The organism is Lysobacter enzymogenes (assembly GCF_017168095.1).
GTDB classification, from domain to species: domain Bacteria; phylum Pseudomonadota; class Gammaproteobacteria; order Xanthomonadales; family Xanthomonadaceae; genus Lysobacter; species Lysobacter enzymogenes_D.
Map to the genome: position 1 here is coordinate 1 of NZ_LXSD01000232.1, position 19,172 is coordinate 19,172.

Below are 19,172 nucleotides of genomic sequence, written 5' to 3' on the forward strand. Positions count from 1 at the left end.
CCTTCGCCGGAGCCGGATCGGCCGCAGCGTTGGCGGCTTCGCTGGCGCGGCGGGCGTTGGCCTCTTCCTCGGCCTTGGCGCGCACGGCGTCCTCGGCGGCGCGGCGCACCGCGTCGGCGGCCTCGGCGCGGCGCTTGTCGTCGGCGGCCAGGCGCTGCTGCTCGGCGAGGTTGCGCTGCTTGGATTCCTCCAGCTTGCGCAGGATCTCGGCGCGCTCGTCGTCCTCGCTCACCGGCGCACCGGAGTCGTTCGGCTTGACCAGAGTCACCTTCTTGCGCACCACCACATCGACCGTGGTGCGGTTCTTGCCGCCGCCGACGGTGATTTCCTGCTTGCGGCTGCGGTTGAGGGTGATCTTCTTGGCCGCCTCGTCGCCGTCGACCGGCTTGTCGGCCTTGCCGTGCGAACGCTTGAGGAAGCCGAGCAGCTTGACTTTCTCGATGCTGGTCACGACCTGGTCGGGGCCGCTGAACTTCATGCCGGCCTCGGCCAGCTGTTCCAGCAACTTCTCGACCGGCGTGTTCACCAGTTCGGCCAGCTTGCGGATGGTGGTTTGCTGCGACATTCGGTTTTCCGTGTCCTCTTGGCGCGGGACGCATCCCACGCGTGATGGCGCCATTCTAGCCCCGCGCGCGCCCAAGGTCCGGCTCGCGCAGGCCTTCGCGGCCTGCTCGCGGACCGGGCCGATGCCCGGTCCTGCGAATCCGGCCGGGCCCCCAGGGCCGTGGCCGGCTTGCCGCAAGACGCCCCTTTGGACCTCTTGCGGCTCTCCTCACCTCATTCGAACCAGTGCTTGCGCGCTTCCATGATCAGGGCGGCGGCACGTTCCTCGTCCACGCCTTCGATGTCGGTCAACTCGTCGGAGGCCAGATCGGCCAGGTCGTCCCGGGTGACGACGCCCCGGGCGGCCAGGGTGAAGGCCAGGCCTTCGTCCATTCCCGCCAGTTCCAGCAGGTCGGCCGCCGGCTGGTGTTCGTCGAGCTCTTCCTCGGCCGCCAGGGCCTCGTTGAGCAGCGCGTCGCGGGCGCGGGCGCGCAGTTCCTCGACGATGTCCTCGTCGAAGCCCTCCACCGCCAGCAGCTCGCCGACCGGCACGTAGGCGATTTCCTCGACCGTGCTGAAGCCTTCCGAGACCAGGATGCCGGCGATTTCCTCGTCGACTTCCAGCTTGTCCTGGAACAGCTGGCGCGCGGCGTTCTGCTCGGCCTCGGACTTGGCCGTGACCTGGTCCTGGGTCATGACGTTGAGCTGCCAGCCCGACAGGCGGCTGGCCAGGCGCACGTTCTGCCCGCCCTTGCCGATCGCCTGGGCGAGCCGGTCCTCGGCCACGGCCAGGTCCATCGAGTGCTTCTCTTCGTCGACGATGATCGACTGTACTTCCGCCGGCGCCATCGCGTTGATGACGAACTGGGCCGGGTTGTCCGACCACAGCACGATGTCCACGCGTTCGCCGTTGAGTTCGTTCGACACCGCCTGCACGCGCGAACCGCGCATGCCGATGCAGGCGCCGATCGGATCGGTGCGGTTGTCGTGCGCGAGCACCGCGATCTTGGCGCGGTCGCCCGGATCGCGCGCGCAGGCCTTGATAGAGACCAGGCCCTGGCCGACTTCCGGCACTTCCAGCTTGAACAGCTCCATCATGAATTCCGGCGCGGCGCGGCTGATGAACAGCTGCGGGCCGCGCGGCTCGGTGCGCACGTCGAACAGATAGCCGCGGACGCGGTCGCCGGCGCGCAGCACGTCGCGCGGGATGCCCTTGTCCTTGGGGATGATCGCCTCGGAGTTGCCGCCCAGGTCGACGTAGATGTTGCCGCGCTCCACCCGCTTGACGATGCCGGTGACCAGCTCGCCGACGCGATCCTTCCACGCGTCCACGACCTGGGCGCGCTCGGCCTCGCGCACGCGCTGCACGATCACCTGCTTGGCGGCCTGCGCGGCGATGCGGCCGAATTCGGGGTTTTCGATCTGCTCTTCGATGTAGTCGCCGACTTCCACGCCTTCGACTTCGTCGACGGCGTCCATCAGGCGGATCTGCCGGTCCACCGACTCCATCACCACGTCGTCGGCCACCACTTCCATGCGGCGGAAGGTTTCGTAGCTGCCGTCCTTCTGATCGATGGACACGCGCACCAGCACGTCCTCGTCGTGGTAGCGCTTCTTCGCCGCCGACGCCAGCGCGGCCTCGATGGCCTCGAAGATGACTTCGCGCGGCACGCCCTTTTCGTTGGCGACCGCATCCACCACCAGCAACAGTTCCTTGCTCATCTCGTCACTCCGCACGGATCGGCGTGGGCCGCCGGCTCTCGGGTTGGTAATTGAAGGTTTCGATGCTTACTTGCCGGAAGCGTCCCGCTTGCCGGCCTTGTCCTTGGCGCCGGACTTGCCCTTGCCGGGCTTGCTCGGGGCGAAGCCCAGCGCTTCCCAGTCCGGCACGATCCGGCCCTTGTCGATGTTCGAGAACGGCACCGCGAAGCGCACGCCGTCGATCGCGAACACCACCTGCTCGCCTTCCACGCCGACGATCTCGCCCTGCAGGCGGCGGCGACCTTCGTGCGGCAGCTTCAGGCCGACCTTGGCGCTCTCGCCGGCGAAACGGCGGTAATGCTCCAGCGTGAACAGCGGACGGTCGATGCCCGGCGACGACACCTCCAGGGTGTAGTTGCCGCTGATCGGATCCTCGACGTCGAGCTGGGCCGAGATTTCGCGGCTGACCGCCTCGCAGTCCTCGATGCTCACCGAACGCGGCAGCTCGCCTTCCGGCGTCGCGTCGGCCTCGGCGGCCGGCACGTCGATGTACACGCGCAGCGTCGCGCTGCCCGGCGCGGGCAGGTATTCGATGCCGAGCAGTTCCACGCCCAGCGACGCCACCGTGGGCGCCAGCAATTCGGCGATTTGCGTTGCTTTGTCCGTCACGCGCCTGAACTCCTGAAGGGTGCGACCGGCTGAAACCAATCATCGGATGCGATGCGGCCGCGGGCCGCGCCCGGCAGCGGCGGCCGATGTTTCGCCGCCGTCGCCGCATTCGCGCAAACCCCGGATCGCAGAAAGCCGAAAACGACAAAGGGCCCATCGGGCCCCTTGTCCGTACAACTGGATTTCGGCGTATCGGCGCGAGCAGAGCGTCGATACAAAGCCCGACTTTCGATCGAAACGGCTGCCGCCAGGGGCGCGGCCGTTACAGCCAAAAGTGGTAGCGGGGGTAGGATTTGAACCTACGACCTTCGGGTTATGAGCCCGACGAGCTGCCAGACTGCTCCACCCCGCATCAGGCCGACTAGTGTAACGATCGGCTTAACTTTCTGCAAGCCTGCAATCATATTTTCATGACCGCCGCTTGCCGCTTCGAACGCTGCCGGTGTTTCCCGGTGTTTCGCGAAATTCCGTATCGCGTTCGCAGGCCGGCAATCTTAGGCTGTGTGAAAAATAATTCAAGCCCTCGCGAGGGTTTTGTGGCAATTATTTTTCTCACGGCCGATTGAGCATGGTTCGGGCGGGTTCGATTCCCCTTCCCTGTCCCGCCTCGATGAACCTCGGTTCAGGCCGCCTGAAACTTGTGGGAGGGCCTTCAGGCCCGGCGCTCTCATTCCAGGCGCTGTGACCCGAGCGAAGAGCGTCGGGCCTGAAGGCCCTCCCACACCGGCTCACGCCGCGCAGGCCCGCACAAAAGGAAAGGGCCGCGCAACGGCGGCCCTTCGCTCGCAGCGGACGTCGCGCCTCAGGCCGCGAACGCGCGCTGGCACCACTCCATGATCGGGTTCCAGGCGATGCCCAGCGCCAGCAGCGCCAGCGCGTTGACGCCGAACACCACGCGCAGCGGGCGGTCTTCGCTCGGCGCCGGCAGCTTGCCTTCGGGCTCGTCGAAGTACATCGCCTTGATCACGCGCAGGTAGTAGAACGCGCCGATCACCGCGAACACGATGCCGACGATGGCCAGCCACAGCATGTCGCCCTGCAGCGCGGCCTTGAGCACGGCCAGCTTGGCCCAGAAGCCCAGGAACGGCGGCAGGCCGGCCAGCGAGGCCATCACGCACAGGATCATGCCGGCCAGCCACGGATTGCGCGTGTTCAGGCCCTTGTAGTCGTCGATCCTGTCGGCCTCGAAGCCGCGGCTGGACATGACGATGATCGCGCCGAACGCGGCCGCGGTCATGACCGCATAGCTGATCGCGTAGAACATCGCCGCGGCAAAGCCCTGCGCGCCGCCACCGGCCATGCCGACGAACAGGAAGCCGACGTGCGAGACGGTCGAATACGCGAGCAGGCGCTTGAGGTTGGTCTGCAGCAGCGCGCTGAGGTTGCCGATCGCCAGCGACAGCACCGCCAGGCCGGCCAGCAGCAGGCGCCAGTGGTCGTCCAGGCCGCCGGCGCCGACTTCCAGCAGGCGGTAGGTCATGCCGAACGCGGCCAGCTTCGGCGCGGCGCCGATGAACAGCGTGATCGGGGTCGGCGCGCCCTGGTAGACGTCGGGCAGCCACATGTGGAACGGCGCGGCGCCGAACTTGAAGGCGATGCCGGCGACCACGAACACCACGCCGGTGATCAGCAGCATCGAGCGCGGGCCGACCGAGGCGGCGACCGCGATCTGGTCGAGCATCAGGCTGCCGGTGGCGCCGTAGATCAGCGACAGGCCGTACAGCAGCAGGCCCGAGGCCAGCGCGCCGAGCACGAAGTACTTGATCGCCGCTTCCGAGGCCAGCGGGCTGTCGCGGTCGACCGCGACCAGCGCGTACGAGCACAGCGCCAGCATTTCCAGGCCGACGTAGACCATGGTCAGGCTGCCGGCGGAGACCAGGAACATCATGCCGGCGATGGCGAACAGCATCAGCACCGAGACCTCGCCCTTGTACAGCCCGCGCGCACGCAGGTAGGGCCAGGTGTAGATCAGCGACAGGATGCCGACCACGCCGATGCCGAGCTTGAGCACGTCGGCGGCGGTGTCGCGCACGAACATGCCGCTCAGCACGGTGCCGTGCCCGCCCACGTCGAAGGCGATCAGCGCGGTCGCCGCGGCGACCACCAGGATCGAGAAGACGTGGGAGACGATGCGGTTGCGCTCCTCCACGAACAGGTCGAGCATCAGCAGCGCGAACGCGCCGACGACGACCACCAGTTCGGGCAGCAGGGGCATGATGTCGGCGAGAGAGCGTACGGGCATGTTCATTAGTGAATCTCTTGGCGGATCAGGCTCGATCTGAGCCTTGCTCTAGGAACGAGCGAAGAGGAACGAGCAACGAGTGGAGGTTCGACTCGCCCGTTTTCGCCAGTTCCTCGTTCCTCGCTTCTTACTCGTTTCTCGGCTTACAGCTTGCTGGCGACGATCTGGCTGGCCAGATTGGCGATCGCCGGCTCCATCAGGTCGGTCAGCGGCTTGGGCCACACGCCCAGGATCAGCACGCCGGCCGCGAACACGCCCAGCACCAGCGCTTCGCGCGGGTTGATGTCTTCCATCTCGGCGACGTGTGCGTTGCCCACCTCGCCCCAGATCACGCGCTTGACCAGCCACAGGGTGTAGCCCGCGCCGACGATCAGGGTGGTGGCCGCGCCGAAGGCGATCAGCGGATGGTGCTGGAACGAGGCCAGGATGACCATGAACTCGCCGACGAAACCCGAGGTGCCCGGCAGGCCGGAGTTGGCCATCGCGAACAGCACCACGAACGCGGCGAACCACGGCATCACGTTGGCGACGCCGCCGTAGTCCTTGATCATGCGGCTGTGCATGCGGTCGTAGAGCACGCCGACGCAGGTGAACATCGCGCCCGACACGAAGCCGTGGCTGATCATCTGCACCATCGCGCCCTGCAGGCCCAGGCGCGCGGCGTCGGCGCCGTGGGCGTCGCCGCTGTGGACCAGGCCGAAGGCGATGAAGGTGCCCAGGGTGACGAAGCCCATGTGCGAGACCGACGAATACGCGATCAGCTTCTTCATGTCCTCCTGGACCAGCGCGACCAGGCCGACGTAGATCACCGCGACCAGGCTCAGCGCGATCACCAGCCAGGCCCACTCGTGGCCGGCGTCGGGCACGATCGGCAGGACGAAGCGCAGGAAGCCGTAACCGCCGATCTTCAGCATGATCGCGGCCAGGATCACCGAGCCGGCGGTCGGCGCTTCCACGTGCGCGTCCGGCAACCAGGTATGGACCGGGAACATCGGCACCTTGACCGCGAAGGCGATCAGGAAGGCGAAGAAGATCCACATCTGCTCGCTGGCGCTGAGCTGGACGCCGTACATGTCGGCGATCTGCCAGCTGCCGCCCTTCAGGTACAGGTAGATCAGCCCGACCAGCATGAACACCGAGCCGAGGAAGGTGTACAGGAAGAATTTCACCGAGGCGTAGACGCGGCGCGGGCCGCCCCACACGCCGATGATGATGAACATCGGGATTAGCATGCCCTCGAAGAACACGTAGAACAGCATCGCGTCGAGGGCGGCGAACACGCCGACCATCAGGCCTTCGAGGATCAGGAACGCGGCGTAGTACTGGCTGACGCGCTTGTCGATCGAGGTCCAGGCGCTGATCAGCACCAGCATCGAGGTCAGCGTGGTCAGCGCGATCAGCGCCGCCGAGATGCCGTCCACGCCGAGGTGGTAGCGGATGTCGTAGGCCGGGATCCAGGCCTTTTGTTCGACCAGTTGCATGCTCGCGCTGGCGAAGTCGCCATGGGTGAACATCAACAGGCTCAGGCCGAGCGTGGCGATGGCCACGATCAACGCGAACCAGCGCGCCGCGTTGGCGCGTTGGCCGAAAGCCAGGGTGGCGAAGCCGCCGAGGATCGGCAGCCAGATCAGGAGGCTAAGCAAGGGCACGGGGATCACGTCGGGTGTCCTTGTCGATTAGTGCCAGAACTTGATGACGACGGCGAGCAGAGCGATCAGGCCGACAATCATCGCGAAGGCGTAGTGGTAGAGGTAGCCGGACTGGACGTGGCGGGCCAGGTTGGCGACGAAGCCGACCAGGCCGGCGCTGCCGTTGACCACCGCGCCGTCGATCAGCTTGCTGTCGACCGCGCGCGAAGCCTTGCCGAGCTTGACGCCGCCGCCGGCGAAGCCGTCGATCCAGAGGTTGTCCATGCCGTACTTGTTTTCCAGGATGCGGATCGGCAGCGCGAACAGCCTGGCCGCCTTGGCCGGCAGTTCCGGCTTCCACAGATACATGACCGTGGCCAGGGCGAAGCCGGCGAAGGCCAGCCAGAACGCCGGGACCATGAAGCCGTGCAGCGCGAAGGCGATCGGGCCGTGCCAGGCTTCCTTGGCCATTTCAGCGACGGTGTCGCGCTCGGGCAACAGATCGATCGCGCCGAGGAAGTAAGGCAGTTGCTTGACATGGCCGGACCAGTCGGTGCCGAACAGCATCGGGCCGGCGGTGAAGAAGCCGATCAGCACCGACGGGATCGCCAGCAGCATCAGCGGCACGGTCACCACCCACGGCGACTCATGCGGCTCGTGCGCGCCGTGGTGGCCGTGGTCGTCGTGCGCATGGTCGTCGTGCTTCTTGGCGTGGCCATGATCGTCGTGGCCGTGCGCGTGGTCGTCGCCATGACCGTGATCGGCGTGCGCATCGCGGAAGCGCTCCTTGCCGTGGAAGGTCATGTACAGCAGGCGGAAGCTGTAGAACGAGGTCACGAACGCGCCCAGCAGCACCGCCCAGTAGGCGTACTGCGACACCCAGGTCGCGTGCTCGCCGTGGGCCACATGCGCGGCCGCCTCGATGATGGTGTCCTTCGAGTAGAAACCGGCGAAGAACGGCGTGCCGACCAGGGCCAGCGTGCCGAGCAGGCTGGTCCAGTAGGTGATCGGCATGTACTTGCGCAGGCCGCCCATCTTGCGCATGTCCTGCTCGTGGTGCATGCCGATGATGACCGAGCCGGCCGCCAGGAACAGCAGCGCCTTGAAGAAGGCGTGGGTCATCAGGTGGTACACCGCGGCCGAGTACGCCGACACGCCCAGCGCGACGGTCATGTAGCCCAGCTGCGACAGGGTCGAGTACGCGACCACGCGCTTGATGTCGTTCTGCACGATGCCGATCAGGCCGGTCCAGAACGCGGTGGTCGCGCCGATGAACAGCACGAAGTTGAGCGCGGTCTGCGACAGCTCGAACAGCGGCGACATGCGCGCGACCATGAAGATGCCGGCGGTCACCATCGTCGCGGCGTGGATCAGCGCCGAGATCGGGGTCGGGCCTTCCATCGAGTCCGGCAGCCACACGTGCAGCGGCACCTGCGCCGACTTGCCCATGGCGCCGATGAACAGGCACACGCAGATCACCGTCGGCAGCGACCACACGATCGGGTCGGCGCTGTTCCAGATGGTGATGGTGCGCTCGGCCAGGGTCGGGGCGTTGGCGAACACGGTGCCGTAATCGAGCGAACCGGTCGCCCACAGCACCGCGCCGATGCCGAGCAGGAAGCCGAAGTCGCCGACGCGGTTGACCAGGAAGGCCTTCATGTTGGCGAACACCGCGGTCGGCTTCTTGAACCAGAAGCCGATCAGCAGGTACGACACCAGGCCCACCGCTTCCCAGCCGAAGAACAGCTGCAGGAAGTTGTTGCTCATGACCAGCATGAGCATGGAGAAGGTGAACAGCGAGATGTAGCTGAAGAAGCGCTGGTAGCCGTCGTCCTCGGCCATGTAGCCGATGGTGTAGATGTGCACCAGCAGCGAAACGAAGGTGACGACCACCATCATCATCGCGGTCAGCTTGTCGATCATGAAGCCGACGTGGGCCTCATAGCCGCCGATCTGGAACCAGGTGTAGACGTTCTCGTTGAACGGCGCGGCGCCCTGCCCGACCAGCTGCCACAGCACGTACATCGACATCGCGCAGCTCGCCGCGACGCCGAGGATGGTGACGGTGTGCGAACCGGCGCGGCCGATCTTGCGCCCGAACAAGCCGGCCAGGATCGCGCCGAGCAGCGGCGCGAGCACGATGGCGAGCAGGATTGACTTGGAGATTGCGGGTTCCATGCCGGATCAGCCCTTCATCGTGTCGATTTCGGCGACGTTGATCGTGCGCCGGTTGCGGAACAGCGTGACCAGGATGGCCAGGCCGATGGCGGCCTCGGCCGCGGCCACGGTCAGGATGAAGAACACGAACACCTGACCGGCCGGATCGGCCAGCTGGCGCGAGAACGCGACGAAGTTGATGTTGACCGCGAGCAGCATCAGCTCGATCGACATCAGCAGCACGATCACGTTCTTGCGGTTGAGGAAGATGCCGGCGACGCTGATGCAGAACAGCACCGCGCCCAGGGCGAGGAAGTGGCCGAGGGCTAGACCCGACCCGAAGAATTCGCTCACGGCTTGGCCTCCTGCGCCGCGTCGGCCGCCGGCGCCGGTTCGGCGGCGACGGGCTTCACGGCATCCATCTTGATCATGCGGATGCGATCGCTGGCGCGCACGCGCGCCTGCTCGCTCGGGTTCTGGTGCTTGGCGCCCGGACGGCGGCGCAGGGTCAGCATGACCGCGGCGATCACCGCCACGGTCAGGATCACCGCGGCGATCTCGAACGGCAGCAGGAAGTCGGTGAACAGCGCGGTCGCCAGCCACTTGGTGTTGGAGCCGCCCGACGCGTCGGCGGTCAGCGGCGCGGCGAGGCTGGCCTTGACCCCGATCAGGGTGATCATTTCCACCAGCATCGCCACCGCGACCAGCAGGCCGACCGGCAGGTAGCGGACATAACCTTCGCGCAGCGGCGCGACGTCGATGTCGAGCATCATCACCACGAACAGGAACAGCACCATCACCGCGCCGACGTAGACCAGGATCAGGGCCACGCCGAGGAACTCGGCGCCGGCGATGATCCACACGCAGGCGACCGAGAAGAAGGTCAGCACCAGGCTGAGCGCGGCATGGACCGGGTTCTTGACGCTGATCACGGCCACGGCCGCAAGCGTGGCCATGGCGGCGAAGACGAAGAAGGCGATCTGGGCGAGATCCATGGCGTGTACTCAGCGGAAGGCGGCGTCGGCGGCGCGGCGCTCGGCGATCTCGGTTTCGAGACGGTCGCCGATCGCAAGCAGCTGCGGCTTGGTGACGATGTTCTGTCCGCGCTGGTCGAAGTGGTACTCGTGGATGTGGGTCTCCACGATCGAGTCGACCGGGCAGGATTCCTCGCAGAATCCGCAGAAGATGCACTTGAACAGGTCGATGTCGTAGCGGGTCGTGCGGCGGGTGCCGTCGCTGCGCTTTTCCGAATCGATGGTGATCGCCAGCGCCGGGCACACCGCCTCGCACAGCTTGCAGGCGATGCAGCGCTCTTCGCCGTTGGGATAACGGCGCAGCGCGTGCACGCCGCGGAAGCGCGGCGACTGCGGCGTCTTCTCCATCGGGTACATCAGCGTGTACTTGGGCTTGAACAGGTACTTGAGCGTCAGCCCAAGGCCCTGCGCGAGCTCGATCAGGAGCAGGCTCTTGAAATAGGAAACGATGCGATTCATGAGTTGCTCCGCCTCACTGTCCCGGCAGGAAGACGCCGTAATACGACATCAACGCGACCACGACGATCCAGGCGATGGTCAGAGGGATGAACACCTTCCAGCCCAGACGCATGATCTGGTCGTAGCGATAGCGCGGGAAGGAGGCGCGGAACCAGATGAAGCAGCTGGCGAAGAAGAACACCTTCGCGAGCAGCCACCACCAGCCGTCGACCGACAGCAGCGGAATGCCCAGGCCCTGGAACGGGCTCAGCCAGCCGCCGAGGAAGAAGATCGAGGTCAGGAAGCTGATCAGGATCATGTTCGCGTATTCGGCGAGGAAGAACAGCGCGAACGCCGAACCCGAATACTCGACCATGTGGCCGGCGACGATTTCCGACTCGCCCTCGACCACGTCGAACGGCGCGCGGTTGGTCTCGGCCACGCCGGAAATGAAATACACCACGAACAGCGGCAGCATCGGCAGCGCGAACCACTCCAGCGCGCCGGCGTTGCCCGACTGGGCCATGACGATGTCGGTGAGGTTGAGGCTGCCGGCGCCGACCATCACGCCGACCATGGCGAAGCCCATCGCGATTTCGTACGACACCACCTGCGCGGCGGCGCGCATCGCGCCGAGGAAGGCGTACTTCGAGTTCGACGCCCAACCGGCGAGGATGATGCCGTACACGCCCAGCGAGGTCATCGCCAGCAGGTACAGCAGGCCCGCATTGGCGTTGGACAGCACCATCTTGGCGTCGAACGGCACCACCGCCCAGGCCGCGAAGGCCGGAGCCAGGGTCAGCAGCGGCGCCAGCTTGTACAGGAAGGACTCGGCCTTGGCCGGCTGGATCACTTCCTTGAACAGCAGTTTGAACACGTCGGCGAAGGCCTGCAGGATGCCCATGCCGACGTACATCGGCCCGTGGCGCACGTGCATCCAGCCGATCAGCTTGCGCTCCCAGACCACGTAGAAGGCCACGGTGATGATCACCGGCATGGCGATCAGCAGGATCTTGAGCACGATCCACAGCACCGCGCCGACCATGCCCAGCGACAGGAACCAGTTGTGCAGCGGGTCGACCAGCTGGGTCATGAACATTCCGTCCGTCATGGCTTAGGCCCTCCCCGCCTGCACGCGGCCCGCGCCCAGCGGCGCGGTGGCGCCGTGGCCGCTTTCGATCCACACCGTGCCCGGCGCGACCTTGGCGCTGATCGCGACCGGCAGGGTCGCGGTGCCGGCGCCGGCGCCGAACTTGCCGACCATGCCGTCGCTGAAGCCCAGCGCGGCGGCGTCGGCCGGGTTGAGCACGGCGCGCGGCTCGAGGTTGAGCGGGTGCGACTGCAGCGCAGGCGCGCGGCGCACGGTGGCGTCGCTGCGGTAGATCGCGGTGGAGACCGCGAGTTCGAGCCCCTCGCCCGCCACGTTCGGCGCGCGGCCGGCGGCCGGCGCGACCGCGCGCGGCGCGATGCTCGCGCGCAGGCCGGCGAAGTCGGTGAACTCGAAGCCCGCAGCGCCCAGCTCGCCGCCGAGCGCGCGCAGCACGCGCCAGCCGGCGCGGGCCGAACCCGGCAGCTTGCCGCCGGCGATGGCCTGCTGGTCGCGGCCGTCGAGGTTGGTCAGGGTCGCGTCGATTTCCGGCAGCAGCGCGATCGGCAGGATCACGTCTGCCACGGCCTTGGTCGAACGGCAGGCGTAATGGCTGAAGGCCACCACCTGGGCCGCGCCGAGCGCGCGCAGCGCGCTTTCGGTATCGGCGAAATCCAGGCCCGGCTCGATGCCGTAGACGATGTAGGCGCCGCGCGCTTCGCGCAGCATCGAGCCGGCGTCGCGCGCCGTCGGCAGCACGCCGTGGCGGGCCAGACCGACCGCGTTGGCGCCCTGCGGGATGCGGCACAGCCTGGCGCCGGTGGCGTCGGCGAACGCCTTCGCCGCGGCGCGGATCGCGGCCGCGTACGGGCCGTTCTCGGCCACGCCGCCGACGATCAGGGCGACATGATTGCCGGCCTTGGCGATCTCGCGCAGCGCTTCGTCGCCGAGCGCGGCGGCGAGCTGCGACGGCGCGACGATGCGCTTGCTGGTCAGGTCGAAGGTGAAATCGAAGTCGACCGGATTGACCGCGTGCACCTTGGCGCCGCGGGTGTAGGCCTTGCGCACGCGCTGCTGCACCAGCGGCAGCTCATGGCGCAGGTTGCTGCCGACGATGACGACCACGTCGGCCTGGTCGATCTCGGCGACCGGCATGGCGAAAGTCTCGGCCACGGCGGCGTCGGACAGATCGTGCTGCGAGATGCGGTGATCGATATTGCCGGTGCCCAGCGCTTCGGCCAGGCGCGCCAGCAGCGCGCCTTCTTCGTTCGAGGTCGCCGGGTGCGCGAGCACGCCGAGGTTATCGCCGCCGTTGTCGCGCAGGATCCTGGCGGCGCGACTCAGCGCCTCTTCCCACGAGGCCTCGCGCCACTCGCCGCCGTCCTTGACCAGCGGACGCTGGGCGCGGTCTTCCGCGTACAGGCCCTGGTGCGAGTAACGGTCGCGGTCCGACAGCCAGCACTCATTGACCGCTTCGTTGTCGCGCGGCACGGTGCGCAGCACGTCGCCGCGGCGCACGTGCAGGAACAGGTTGCTGCCGAGCGCGTCGTGGTAGCCCAGCGACTCGCGCGCGGTCAGTTCCCACGGACGCGCCTTGAACTGGAACACCTTGTTGGTCAGCGCGCCGACCGGGCACACGTCGATGACGTTGCCCGACAGCTCGGTGGTCAGCGGCTTGCCGTCGAAGGTGCCGATCTGCAGGTTCTCGCCGCGGTACATGCCGCCGAGCTCGTAGGTACCGGCGATCTCCGCGGTGAAGCGCACGCAGCGCGTGCACTGGATGCAGCGGGTCATCTCGGTGGCGACCAGCGGACCGATGTCCTCGTCCGGCACTACGCGCTTGCGCTCGGCGTAACGGCTGACCGAGCGGCCGTAGCCCATCGACACGTCCTGCAGCTCGCATTCGCCGCCCTGGTCGCAGATCGGGCAATCCAGCGGGTGGTTGGCGAGCAGGAACTCCATCACGTTGCGCTGCGACTTCAACGCGCGCTCGTTGCGGGTGAACACCTTCAGCCCGTCCATCACCGGCGTGGCGCAGGCCGGCGACGGCTTCGGCGCGGCGCGGCCGCCGACCTCGGTGTCGACCAGGCACATGCGGCAGTTGGCGGCGATCGCCAGCTTGTCGTGGTAGCAGAAACGCGGGATCGGAATGCCGGCCTTGTCGGCGGCATGGATGATCATCGAGTTCTTCGGTGCGGCCAGCTCGACCCCGTCGATGAAGACGGTGACGTGGTCGGGCGGCAGATTCGGATTCACGGGCTGCGCGCTCATGCCGCCACCTTCTTCTCAACCACGGTGCCAGCGGCCTGATCGTCGACCAGGAACCGCTTGTTGACGATCGCGTACTCGAACTCGTCCCAGAAGTGGTGCAGGAAGCCCTGCACCGGCCACGCGGCGGCTTCGCCGAACGCGCAGATGGTGTGGCCTTCGATCTGGCCCGCGGCGGCGCGCAGCATCTGCAGATCTTCCAAGGTCGCCTGCTTTTCAGCGATGCGGGTCAGCATGCGGTACATCCAGCCGGTGCCTTCGCGGCACGGCGTGCATTGGCCGCAGCTTTCCTTGAAATAGAACCGGGCGATGCGCTGGCAGGCGCGGACCATGCAGGTGGTCTCGTCCATCACGATGACCGCGCCCGAGCCGAGGCCGGAACCGGCCTTCTGCAGCGAGTCGTAGTCCATCGTGCATTCCATGATCGTCGCCGCCGGCAGCACCTTCATCGAGGAGCCGCCCGGGATCACCGCCTTGAGCTTGCGCCCGCCGCGGATGCCGCCGGCGAGCTGCAGCAGATCGGCGAACGGCGTGCCCAGGCGGATCTCGAAATTGCCCGGATTGGCGACGTGGCCGGACACCGAGAAGATCTTCGGGCCGCCGTTGTTCGGCTTGCCCAGGCCGGCGAACCATTCCGCGCCGTTGCGCAGGATCGCCGGCACCGAGGCGTAGGTCTCGGTGTTGTTGATCGTGGTCGGCTTGCCGAACAGGCCGAAGTTGGCCGGGAACGGCGGCTTGAAGCGCGGCTGGCCCTTCTTGCCTTCCAGCGATTCCATCAGCGCGGTCTCTTCGCCGCAGATGTAGGCGCCGGCGCCGAGCGCGCCGTAGATGTCGATGTCCACGCCGCTGCCGAGCACGTTCTTGCCCAGCCAGCCGTGCTCGTAGGCTTCCTTCAGCGCCTGCTCGAAATGCTCGAACGGCTCGTGATGGAACTCGCCGCGCAGGTAGTTGTAGGCCACGGTCGAACCGGTGGCGTAGCAGGCGATCGCCATGCCCTCCACCACCGAATGCGGGTTGAAGCGCAGGATGTCGCGATCCTTGGCCGTGCCCGGCTCGGATTCGTCCGAGTTGCACAGGATGTACTTCTGGGTGCCGCTGCCCTTGGGCATGAAGCTCCACTTCAGCCCGGTCGGGAAGCCCGCGCCGCCGCGGCCGCGCAGGCCCGAGGCCTTGACCGCGTCGATGATCTGCGCGGGGTCGGTCTTCTCGGTGAGGATCTTGCGCAACGCGCTATAGCCGCCGGTCTTGAGATAGTTCTCATAGGACCAGGGGGTTTCGTAATGCAGCGTCGTGTAGACGACCTGATGCTCCTGCGGAGCCGGGCCGACCGGGCCGTAGCCCTTGGAATAATCGTGGTGACCGTGCGCCATCTCGCCCGACCTCACTTCAAACCATCGAGCAGCTCATCCACCTTCGCGGTGTCGAGCTTCTCGTGGTAATGACCGTTGACGACGACCACCGGCGCGCCGCAGCACGCGGCCAGGCACTCTTCCTCGCGCTTGAGGAAGACCCGGCCGTCGGCGGTGGATTCGCCGAGCTTGCAGCCCAGCTTCTTTTCGGCGTGCGCGACCAGGTCTTGCGCGCCGTTGAGCCAGCAGCTGATGTTGGTGCAGAAGGCGACGTTGTTGCGGCCGACCTTCTCGGTCTCGAACATCGAGTAGAAGCTCGCCACCTCGTACGCCCACACCGGCGGCAGGCTCAGGTACTTGGCCACCGCGGCGATCAGCTCGTCGGTCAGCCAACCGCCGTTCTGCTCCTGCGCCGCGTGCAGGCCCTGCAGCACCGCCGAACGCTTGCGGTCCGGCGGGAACTTGGTCAGCCAGTGGTCGATGTGCGCGCGCGTCGCATCCGACAACGCCACCATCGGATCCACGTGCTGTGCGGCCTCGAAATTGCCTGTCGCCTTCATTTCTTCTTTCCTCTGCGACCGCGCGCCCCCGGCGCCCGGTCTGGGACAAACCCTTAGTGCGGCAAGATCAGCGATCGATCTCGCCGAACACGATGTCGTAGGTGCCGATCATCGCCACCACGTCGGCCAGCATGTGGCCCTTGACGATCTCGTCCATCGACGAGAGGTGGGCGAAGCCCGGCGCGCGCAGCTTGACGCGGAACGGCTTGTTGGCGCCGTCGGAGACCAGGTAGCAGCCGAATTCGCCCTTCGGGGCTTCCACGGCGCAGTAGGTCTCGCCGGCCGGCACGCAATAGCCTTCCGAGAACAGCTTGAAGTGGTGGATCAGCGCTTCCATGTCGTCCTTCATCTCCTCGCGCTTGGGCGGGGCGACCTTGAAGTTGTCGACGATCACGGGGCCGGGGTTGGCGCGCAGCCACTTCACGCACTGCTTGATGATGCGGGTGGATTCGCGCATCTCGGCGACGCGCACCAGGTAACGGTCGTAGCAGTCGCCGTTGACGCCGACGGGGATGTCGAAATCGACTTCCGCGTACTTGGCGTAGGGCTGCTTCTTGCGCAGGTCCCAGGCGATGCCGGAGCCGCGGATCATCGGGCCGGTCATGCCCCAGGCCAGGGCCTGTTCGGGCGAGACCACGCCGATGCCGACGGTGCGCTGCTTCCAGATGCGGTTTTCGGTCAGCAGGGTTTCGTATTCATCGACGCGCTTGGGGAAGTCGTCGGCGAACGCGTCCAGGTAATCGAGCATCGAGCCTTCGCGCCACTCGTTGAAGCGCTTGAGGCCGGCGCCCTTCTTCCAGGGCGATTCCTTGTACTTCGGCATCCGGTCCGGCAGGTCGCGGTAGACGCCGCCGGGACGGTAGTAGGCCGCGTGCATGCGCGCGCCGGAGACCGCCTCGTAGCAGTCCATCAGCTCTTCGCGCTCGCGGAAGGCGTACAGGAACACCGCCATCGCGCCAAGGTCGAGCGCGTTGGAACCGACCCACATCAGGTGGTTCAGGATGCGGGTGATTTCGTCGAACATCGTGCGGATGTACTGCGCGCGCGCCGGCGCCTCGATCCCCAGCAGGGTCTCGATCGCGCGCACGTACGCGTGCTCGTTGCACATCATCGACACGTAGTCCAGCCGGTCCATGTAGCCGATCGACTGGTTGAACGGCTTGGACTCGGCGAGCTTCTCGGTGCCGCGGTGGAGCAGGCCGATGTGCGGATCGGCGCGCTGCACCACTTCGCCGTCCATCTCCAGGATCAGGCGCAGCACGCCGTGCGCGGCCGGATGCTGGGGGCCGAAGTTGAAGGTGTAGTTGCGGATCTCGGCGTTGTTGAGGCCGGAGGTGTTGAGGTTCACCAGGGGCATGTCGGTCGCGGGGTTGCTCATCTCACTTCACCTCGCGTTGCGCGGCGTCGCGCTGGGCCGATTCGCCCTGCGCGGTCTGGTAGCGCGCGTCCTCGCGGATCACGCGCGGCACGCCGACGCGCGGCTCGATCGAGACCGGCTCGTACACCACGCGGCGCTTGTCGGCGTCGTAGCGCACTTCGACGTTGCCGATCAGCGGGAAATCCTTGCGGAACGGGTGGCCGACGAAGCCGTAGTCGGTGAGGATGCGGCGCAGGTCCGGATGGCCTTCGAACACGATGCCGTACAGGTCGAAGGCTTCGCGCTCGAACCAGTTGACGCCCGGGTGCACCGAGGTCAGCGACGGCACCACCGGCAGGTCGTCGTTCGGCGCGAAGGTCTTCAGGCGCACGCGCGCGTTGTGCTGGTACGACAGCAGGTGGGCGACCGCGGCGAAGCGGCGCGCCGGCTTGGCGTCGTCGGCGCCGTTGGGCTCTTCGCCCCAGCGGAAGCGGCCGGCGCTCTTGCCTTCCACGCCGCGCGAAAAGCCTTCCGACGACACGTCGGTGTCCCACTCGTCGCTGCCGTAGGTCAGGTAGTCCACGCCGCTGACGTCGACGCACTGCTCGAAGCCGAGTTCGTCGCGCAGGATGCGCGCGGCGTCGAGGAACTGGTCGTGGGCGACTTCCAAAGTAATTTCGCCGCGCGGTTGCGCGACGACGAGGGTGGCTTGCGGGAAGCGCGCATCCAGGCGCTGGGCGAGGTCGGCCGGGCTCATTCGCGCACACCCTGCTTGGCTTCGCCGAAGTTGGTGCCGCGGCGGATCTTGCGCTGCAGCTGCAGGATGCCGTAGACCAGCGCTTCGGCGGTCGGCGGGCAGCCCGGGACGTAGACGTCGACCGGCACCACGCGGTCGCAGCCGCGCACCACCGAGTAGGAATAGTGGTAGTAGCCGCCGCCGTTGGCGCAGCTGCCCATCGAGATGACCCACTTCGGGTCGGGCATCTGGTCGTAGACCTTGCGCAGCGCCGGGGCCATCTTGTTGACCAGGGTGCCGGCGACGATCATCACGTCGGACTGGCGCGGCGACGGGCGGAACACGACGCCGTAGCGGTCCAGGTCCAGGCGCGCGGCGCCGGCGTGCATCATCTCGACCGCGCAGCAGGCCAGGCCGAAGGTCATCGGCCACATCGAGCCGGTCCGCGCCCAGTTCCACAGGGTGTCGAGGTTGGTGGTGACGAAGCCCTGCTGCAGCAGCGGGTTCTCGCCCTCGGGACGCAGGATGTCGTCCAGGCGGCCTTCCGGCAACGGGTTGTGCATCAACCCGGACACGGTTTGGATCACTCCCATTCGAGCGCTCCCTTCTTCCAGACGTAAACGAAGCCGAGCAGGAGCATGCTGGCGAAAATGCCCATCTCGATCAGGCCGACCACGCCGAGATCTCGGAACACGGTGGCCCAGGGCACGATGAAGATGATTTCCAGATCGAAGATGATGAACTGGATGGCGATGAGGTAGTAGCGCACGTCGAACTGCATGCGCGCGTCTTCGAAGGCCTCGAAGCCGCATTCGTACGGAGACAGTTTCTCCGCGGTCGGGCGCTTGGGCCCGAGCACATTGCCTACCACCAACAGGGCGACGCCGATACCGCTGGCGACGATCAGGAACAACAGAGTCGGCAGGTATTCGGCCAGCACGCGGTGTTCTCTCGGCTACTTGTTCGGCTACATGGACGCGAGGTTCGCGTTCCTTGGCTTGGCGCCGCGGCGCCCAGTCGTTCGGACGCGCGGAGCGGCCCGCCGTGCGTGCCGCACCTGCGTACCGTGGTGCGAATTGCTGAATGAAGCATCGGTTGGATGTGGTGCCCAAAGGGGGACTCGAACCCCCACGACCTAAGTCGCTACCACCTCAAGGTAGTGCGTCTACCAATTCCGCCATCTGGGCACTGCCAACCTACTGTCGCCGTCCTGGCCGGGCATTGCGGGGAACCCGCGCCGCCTAGGTCATCGCTGACCTGCCTCGCCGTCCGGGCGGGGCTGAAACTCTATTTTAACCTGTTTATTCAGCCGCCGTTAGCCGGCTGTTTTGCCGGGGCTGCCGGCTGGGTCGCCGCCGGCGGCTGCGCGGCGGGAGCCGCCGGCACCGTGGCGGGCGCGCCGC

At 66.8% G+C, this 19,172-nt stretch carries 17 protein-coding genes, 2 tRNA genes and 1 pseudogene; 1 reads left to right on the forward strand and 19 read right to left on the reverse strand.

Translation table 11 applies throughout. The features are described from left to right. From A7A76_RS06045 to A7A76_RS06060, 4 genes and pseudogenes are all read right to left on the reverse strand, one after another. Positions 1–565: pseudogene (locus tag A7A76_RS06045) on the reverse strand (translation initiation factor IF-2 associated domain-containing protein); the annotation flags it as partial. Positions 566–777: 212 nt separating this feature from the next. Continuing rightward, positions 778–2,265, reverse strand: coding sequence for a transcription termination factor NusA (nusA, locus tag A7A76_RS06050; RefSeq protein ID WP_074866890.1), 1,488 nt, complete (start codon positions 2,263–2,265; stop codon positions 778–780). A gap of 66 nt (positions 2,266–2,331) precedes the next feature. Continuing rightward, the gene (gene rimP, locus A7A76_RS06055; RefSeq protein WP_206410346.1) at positions 2,332–2,913 is read right to left on the reverse strand and encodes a ribosome maturation factor RimP; all 582 of its coding nucleotides are present in this window, start codon (positions 2,911–2,913) and stop codon (positions 2,332–2,334) included. A gap of 275 nt (positions 2,914–3,188) precedes the next feature. Continuing rightward, positions 3,189–3,265 (reverse strand) — tRNA-Met (locus A7A76_RS06060). A 329-nt stretch (positions 3,266–3,594) separates the two neighbouring features. On the opposite strand from A7A76_RS06060, the gene A7A76_RS26320 reads away from it, so the two are divergent. Continuing rightward, the gene (locus A7A76_RS26320; RefSeq protein ID WP_428995094.1) at positions 3,595–3,750 is read left to right on the forward strand and encodes a DUF6053 domain-containing protein; all 156 of its coding nucleotides are present in this window, start codon (positions 3,595–3,597) and stop codon (positions 3,748–3,750) included. Here A7A76_RS26320 and nuoN read toward each other — a convergent pair. The 15 genes from nuoN to A7A76_RS06135 all read right to left on the reverse strand — a co-directional run bounded on the left by nuoN (position 3,716) and on the right by A7A76_RS06135 (position 18,956). After that, positions 3,716–5,161, reverse strand: a complete 1,446-nt coding sequence (gene nuoN / locus A7A76_RS06065; RefSeq protein WP_206410347.1) for an NADH-quinone oxidoreductase subunit NuoN — start codon at positions 5,159–5,161, stop codon at positions 3,716–3,718. The genes A7A76_RS26320 and nuoN overlap by 35 nt on opposite strands. Positions 5,162–5,298: 137 nt before the next feature. Beyond that, positions 5,299–6,813 (reverse strand): NADH-quinone oxidoreductase subunit M, encoded by a 1,515-nt coding sequence (locus tag A7A76_RS06070; protein ID WP_206410348.1) that lies wholly within the window; start codon positions 6,811–6,813, stop codon positions 5,299–5,301. An 18-nt stretch (positions 6,814–6,831) separates the two neighbouring features. Then, the gene (nuoL, locus tag A7A76_RS06075) at positions 6,832–8,961 is read right to left on the reverse strand and encodes an NADH-quinone oxidoreductase subunit L (RefSeq protein WP_206410349.1); all 2,130 of its coding nucleotides are present in this window, start codon (positions 8,959–8,961) and stop codon (positions 6,832–6,834) included. Positions 8,962–8,967: 6 nt separating this feature from the next. Further along, entirely contained in the window at positions 8,968–9,294 is a 327-nt protein-coding gene (gene nuoK, locus A7A76_RS06080; protein WP_123647868.1) for an NADH-quinone oxidoreductase subunit NuoK, read from the reverse strand. Beyond that, on the reverse strand, positions 9,291–9,935 hold the full coding sequence (locus A7A76_RS06085) for an NADH-quinone oxidoreductase subunit J (RefSeq protein WP_206410350.1): 645 nt from the start codon (positions 9,933–9,935) through the stop codon (positions 9,291–9,293). Before A7A76_RS06085 ends, nuoK begins: the two co-directional genes overlap by 4 nt. Positions 9,936–9,944: 9 nt before the next feature. Then, positions 9,945–10,433, reverse strand: a complete 489-nt coding sequence (nuoI, locus tag A7A76_RS06090) for an NADH-quinone oxidoreductase subunit NuoI (RefSeq protein ID WP_206410351.1) — start codon at positions 10,431–10,433, stop codon at positions 9,945–9,947. Positions 10,434–10,446: 13 nt separating this feature from the next. Further along, positions 10,447–11,505, reverse strand: coding sequence for an NADH-quinone oxidoreductase subunit NuoH (nuoH, locus tag A7A76_RS06095; RefSeq protein ID WP_206410352.1), 1,059 nt, complete (start codon positions 11,503–11,505; stop codon positions 10,447–10,449). A gap of 21 nt (positions 11,506–11,526) precedes the next feature. After that, the gene (gene nuoG, locus A7A76_RS06100) at positions 11,527–13,770 is read right to left on the reverse strand and encodes an NADH-quinone oxidoreductase subunit NuoG (RefSeq protein WP_206410353.1); all 2,244 of its coding nucleotides are present in this window, start codon (positions 13,768–13,770) and stop codon (positions 11,527–11,529) included. Continuing rightward, positions 13,767–15,137 carry an NADH-quinone oxidoreductase subunit NuoF gene (gene nuoF / locus A7A76_RS06105; RefSeq protein WP_206410354.1) on the reverse strand — a complete coding sequence of 457 codons (1,371 nt, stop codon included), beginning with the start codon at positions 15,135–15,137 and terminating at the stop codon, positions 13,767–13,769. Before nuoF ends, nuoG begins: the two co-directional genes overlap by 4 nt. An 11-nt stretch (positions 15,138–15,148) precedes the next feature. After that, the gene (nuoE, locus tag A7A76_RS06110; RefSeq protein WP_206410355.1) at positions 15,149–15,676 is read right to left on the reverse strand and encodes an NADH-quinone oxidoreductase subunit NuoE; all 528 of its coding nucleotides are present in this window, start codon (positions 15,674–15,676) and stop codon (positions 15,149–15,151) included. Positions 15,677–15,743: 67 nt separating this feature from the next. Further along, entirely contained in the window at positions 15,744–17,033 is a 1,290-nt protein-coding gene (locus A7A76_RS06115; RefSeq protein ID WP_206410358.1) for an NADH-quinone oxidoreductase subunit D, read from the reverse strand. A gap of 22 nt (positions 17,034–17,055) precedes the next feature. Next, positions 17,056–17,790, reverse strand: a complete 735-nt coding sequence (locus tag A7A76_RS06120; protein ID WP_206410356.1) for an NADH-quinone oxidoreductase subunit C — start codon at positions 17,788–17,790, stop codon at positions 17,056–17,058. Further along, entirely contained in the window at positions 17,787–18,362 is a 576-nt protein-coding gene (locus A7A76_RS06125) for a NuoB/complex I 20 kDa subunit family protein (protein ID WP_206410357.1), read from the reverse strand. Before A7A76_RS06125 ends, A7A76_RS06120 begins: the two co-directional genes overlap by 4 nt. Continuing rightward, positions 18,353–18,709 carry an NADH-quinone oxidoreductase subunit A gene (locus A7A76_RS06130; RefSeq protein ID WP_057947326.1) on the reverse strand — a complete coding sequence of 119 codons (357 nt, stop codon included), beginning with the start codon at positions 18,707–18,709 and terminating at the stop codon, positions 18,353–18,355. The genes A7A76_RS06125 and A7A76_RS06130 overlap by 10 nt, the downstream gene beginning before the upstream one ends. Positions 18,710–18,871: 162 nt before the next feature. Beyond that, positions 18,872–18,956 (reverse strand) — tRNA-Leu (locus tag A7A76_RS06135). Between the last annotated feature and the right edge of the window lie 216 nt (positions 18,957–19,172).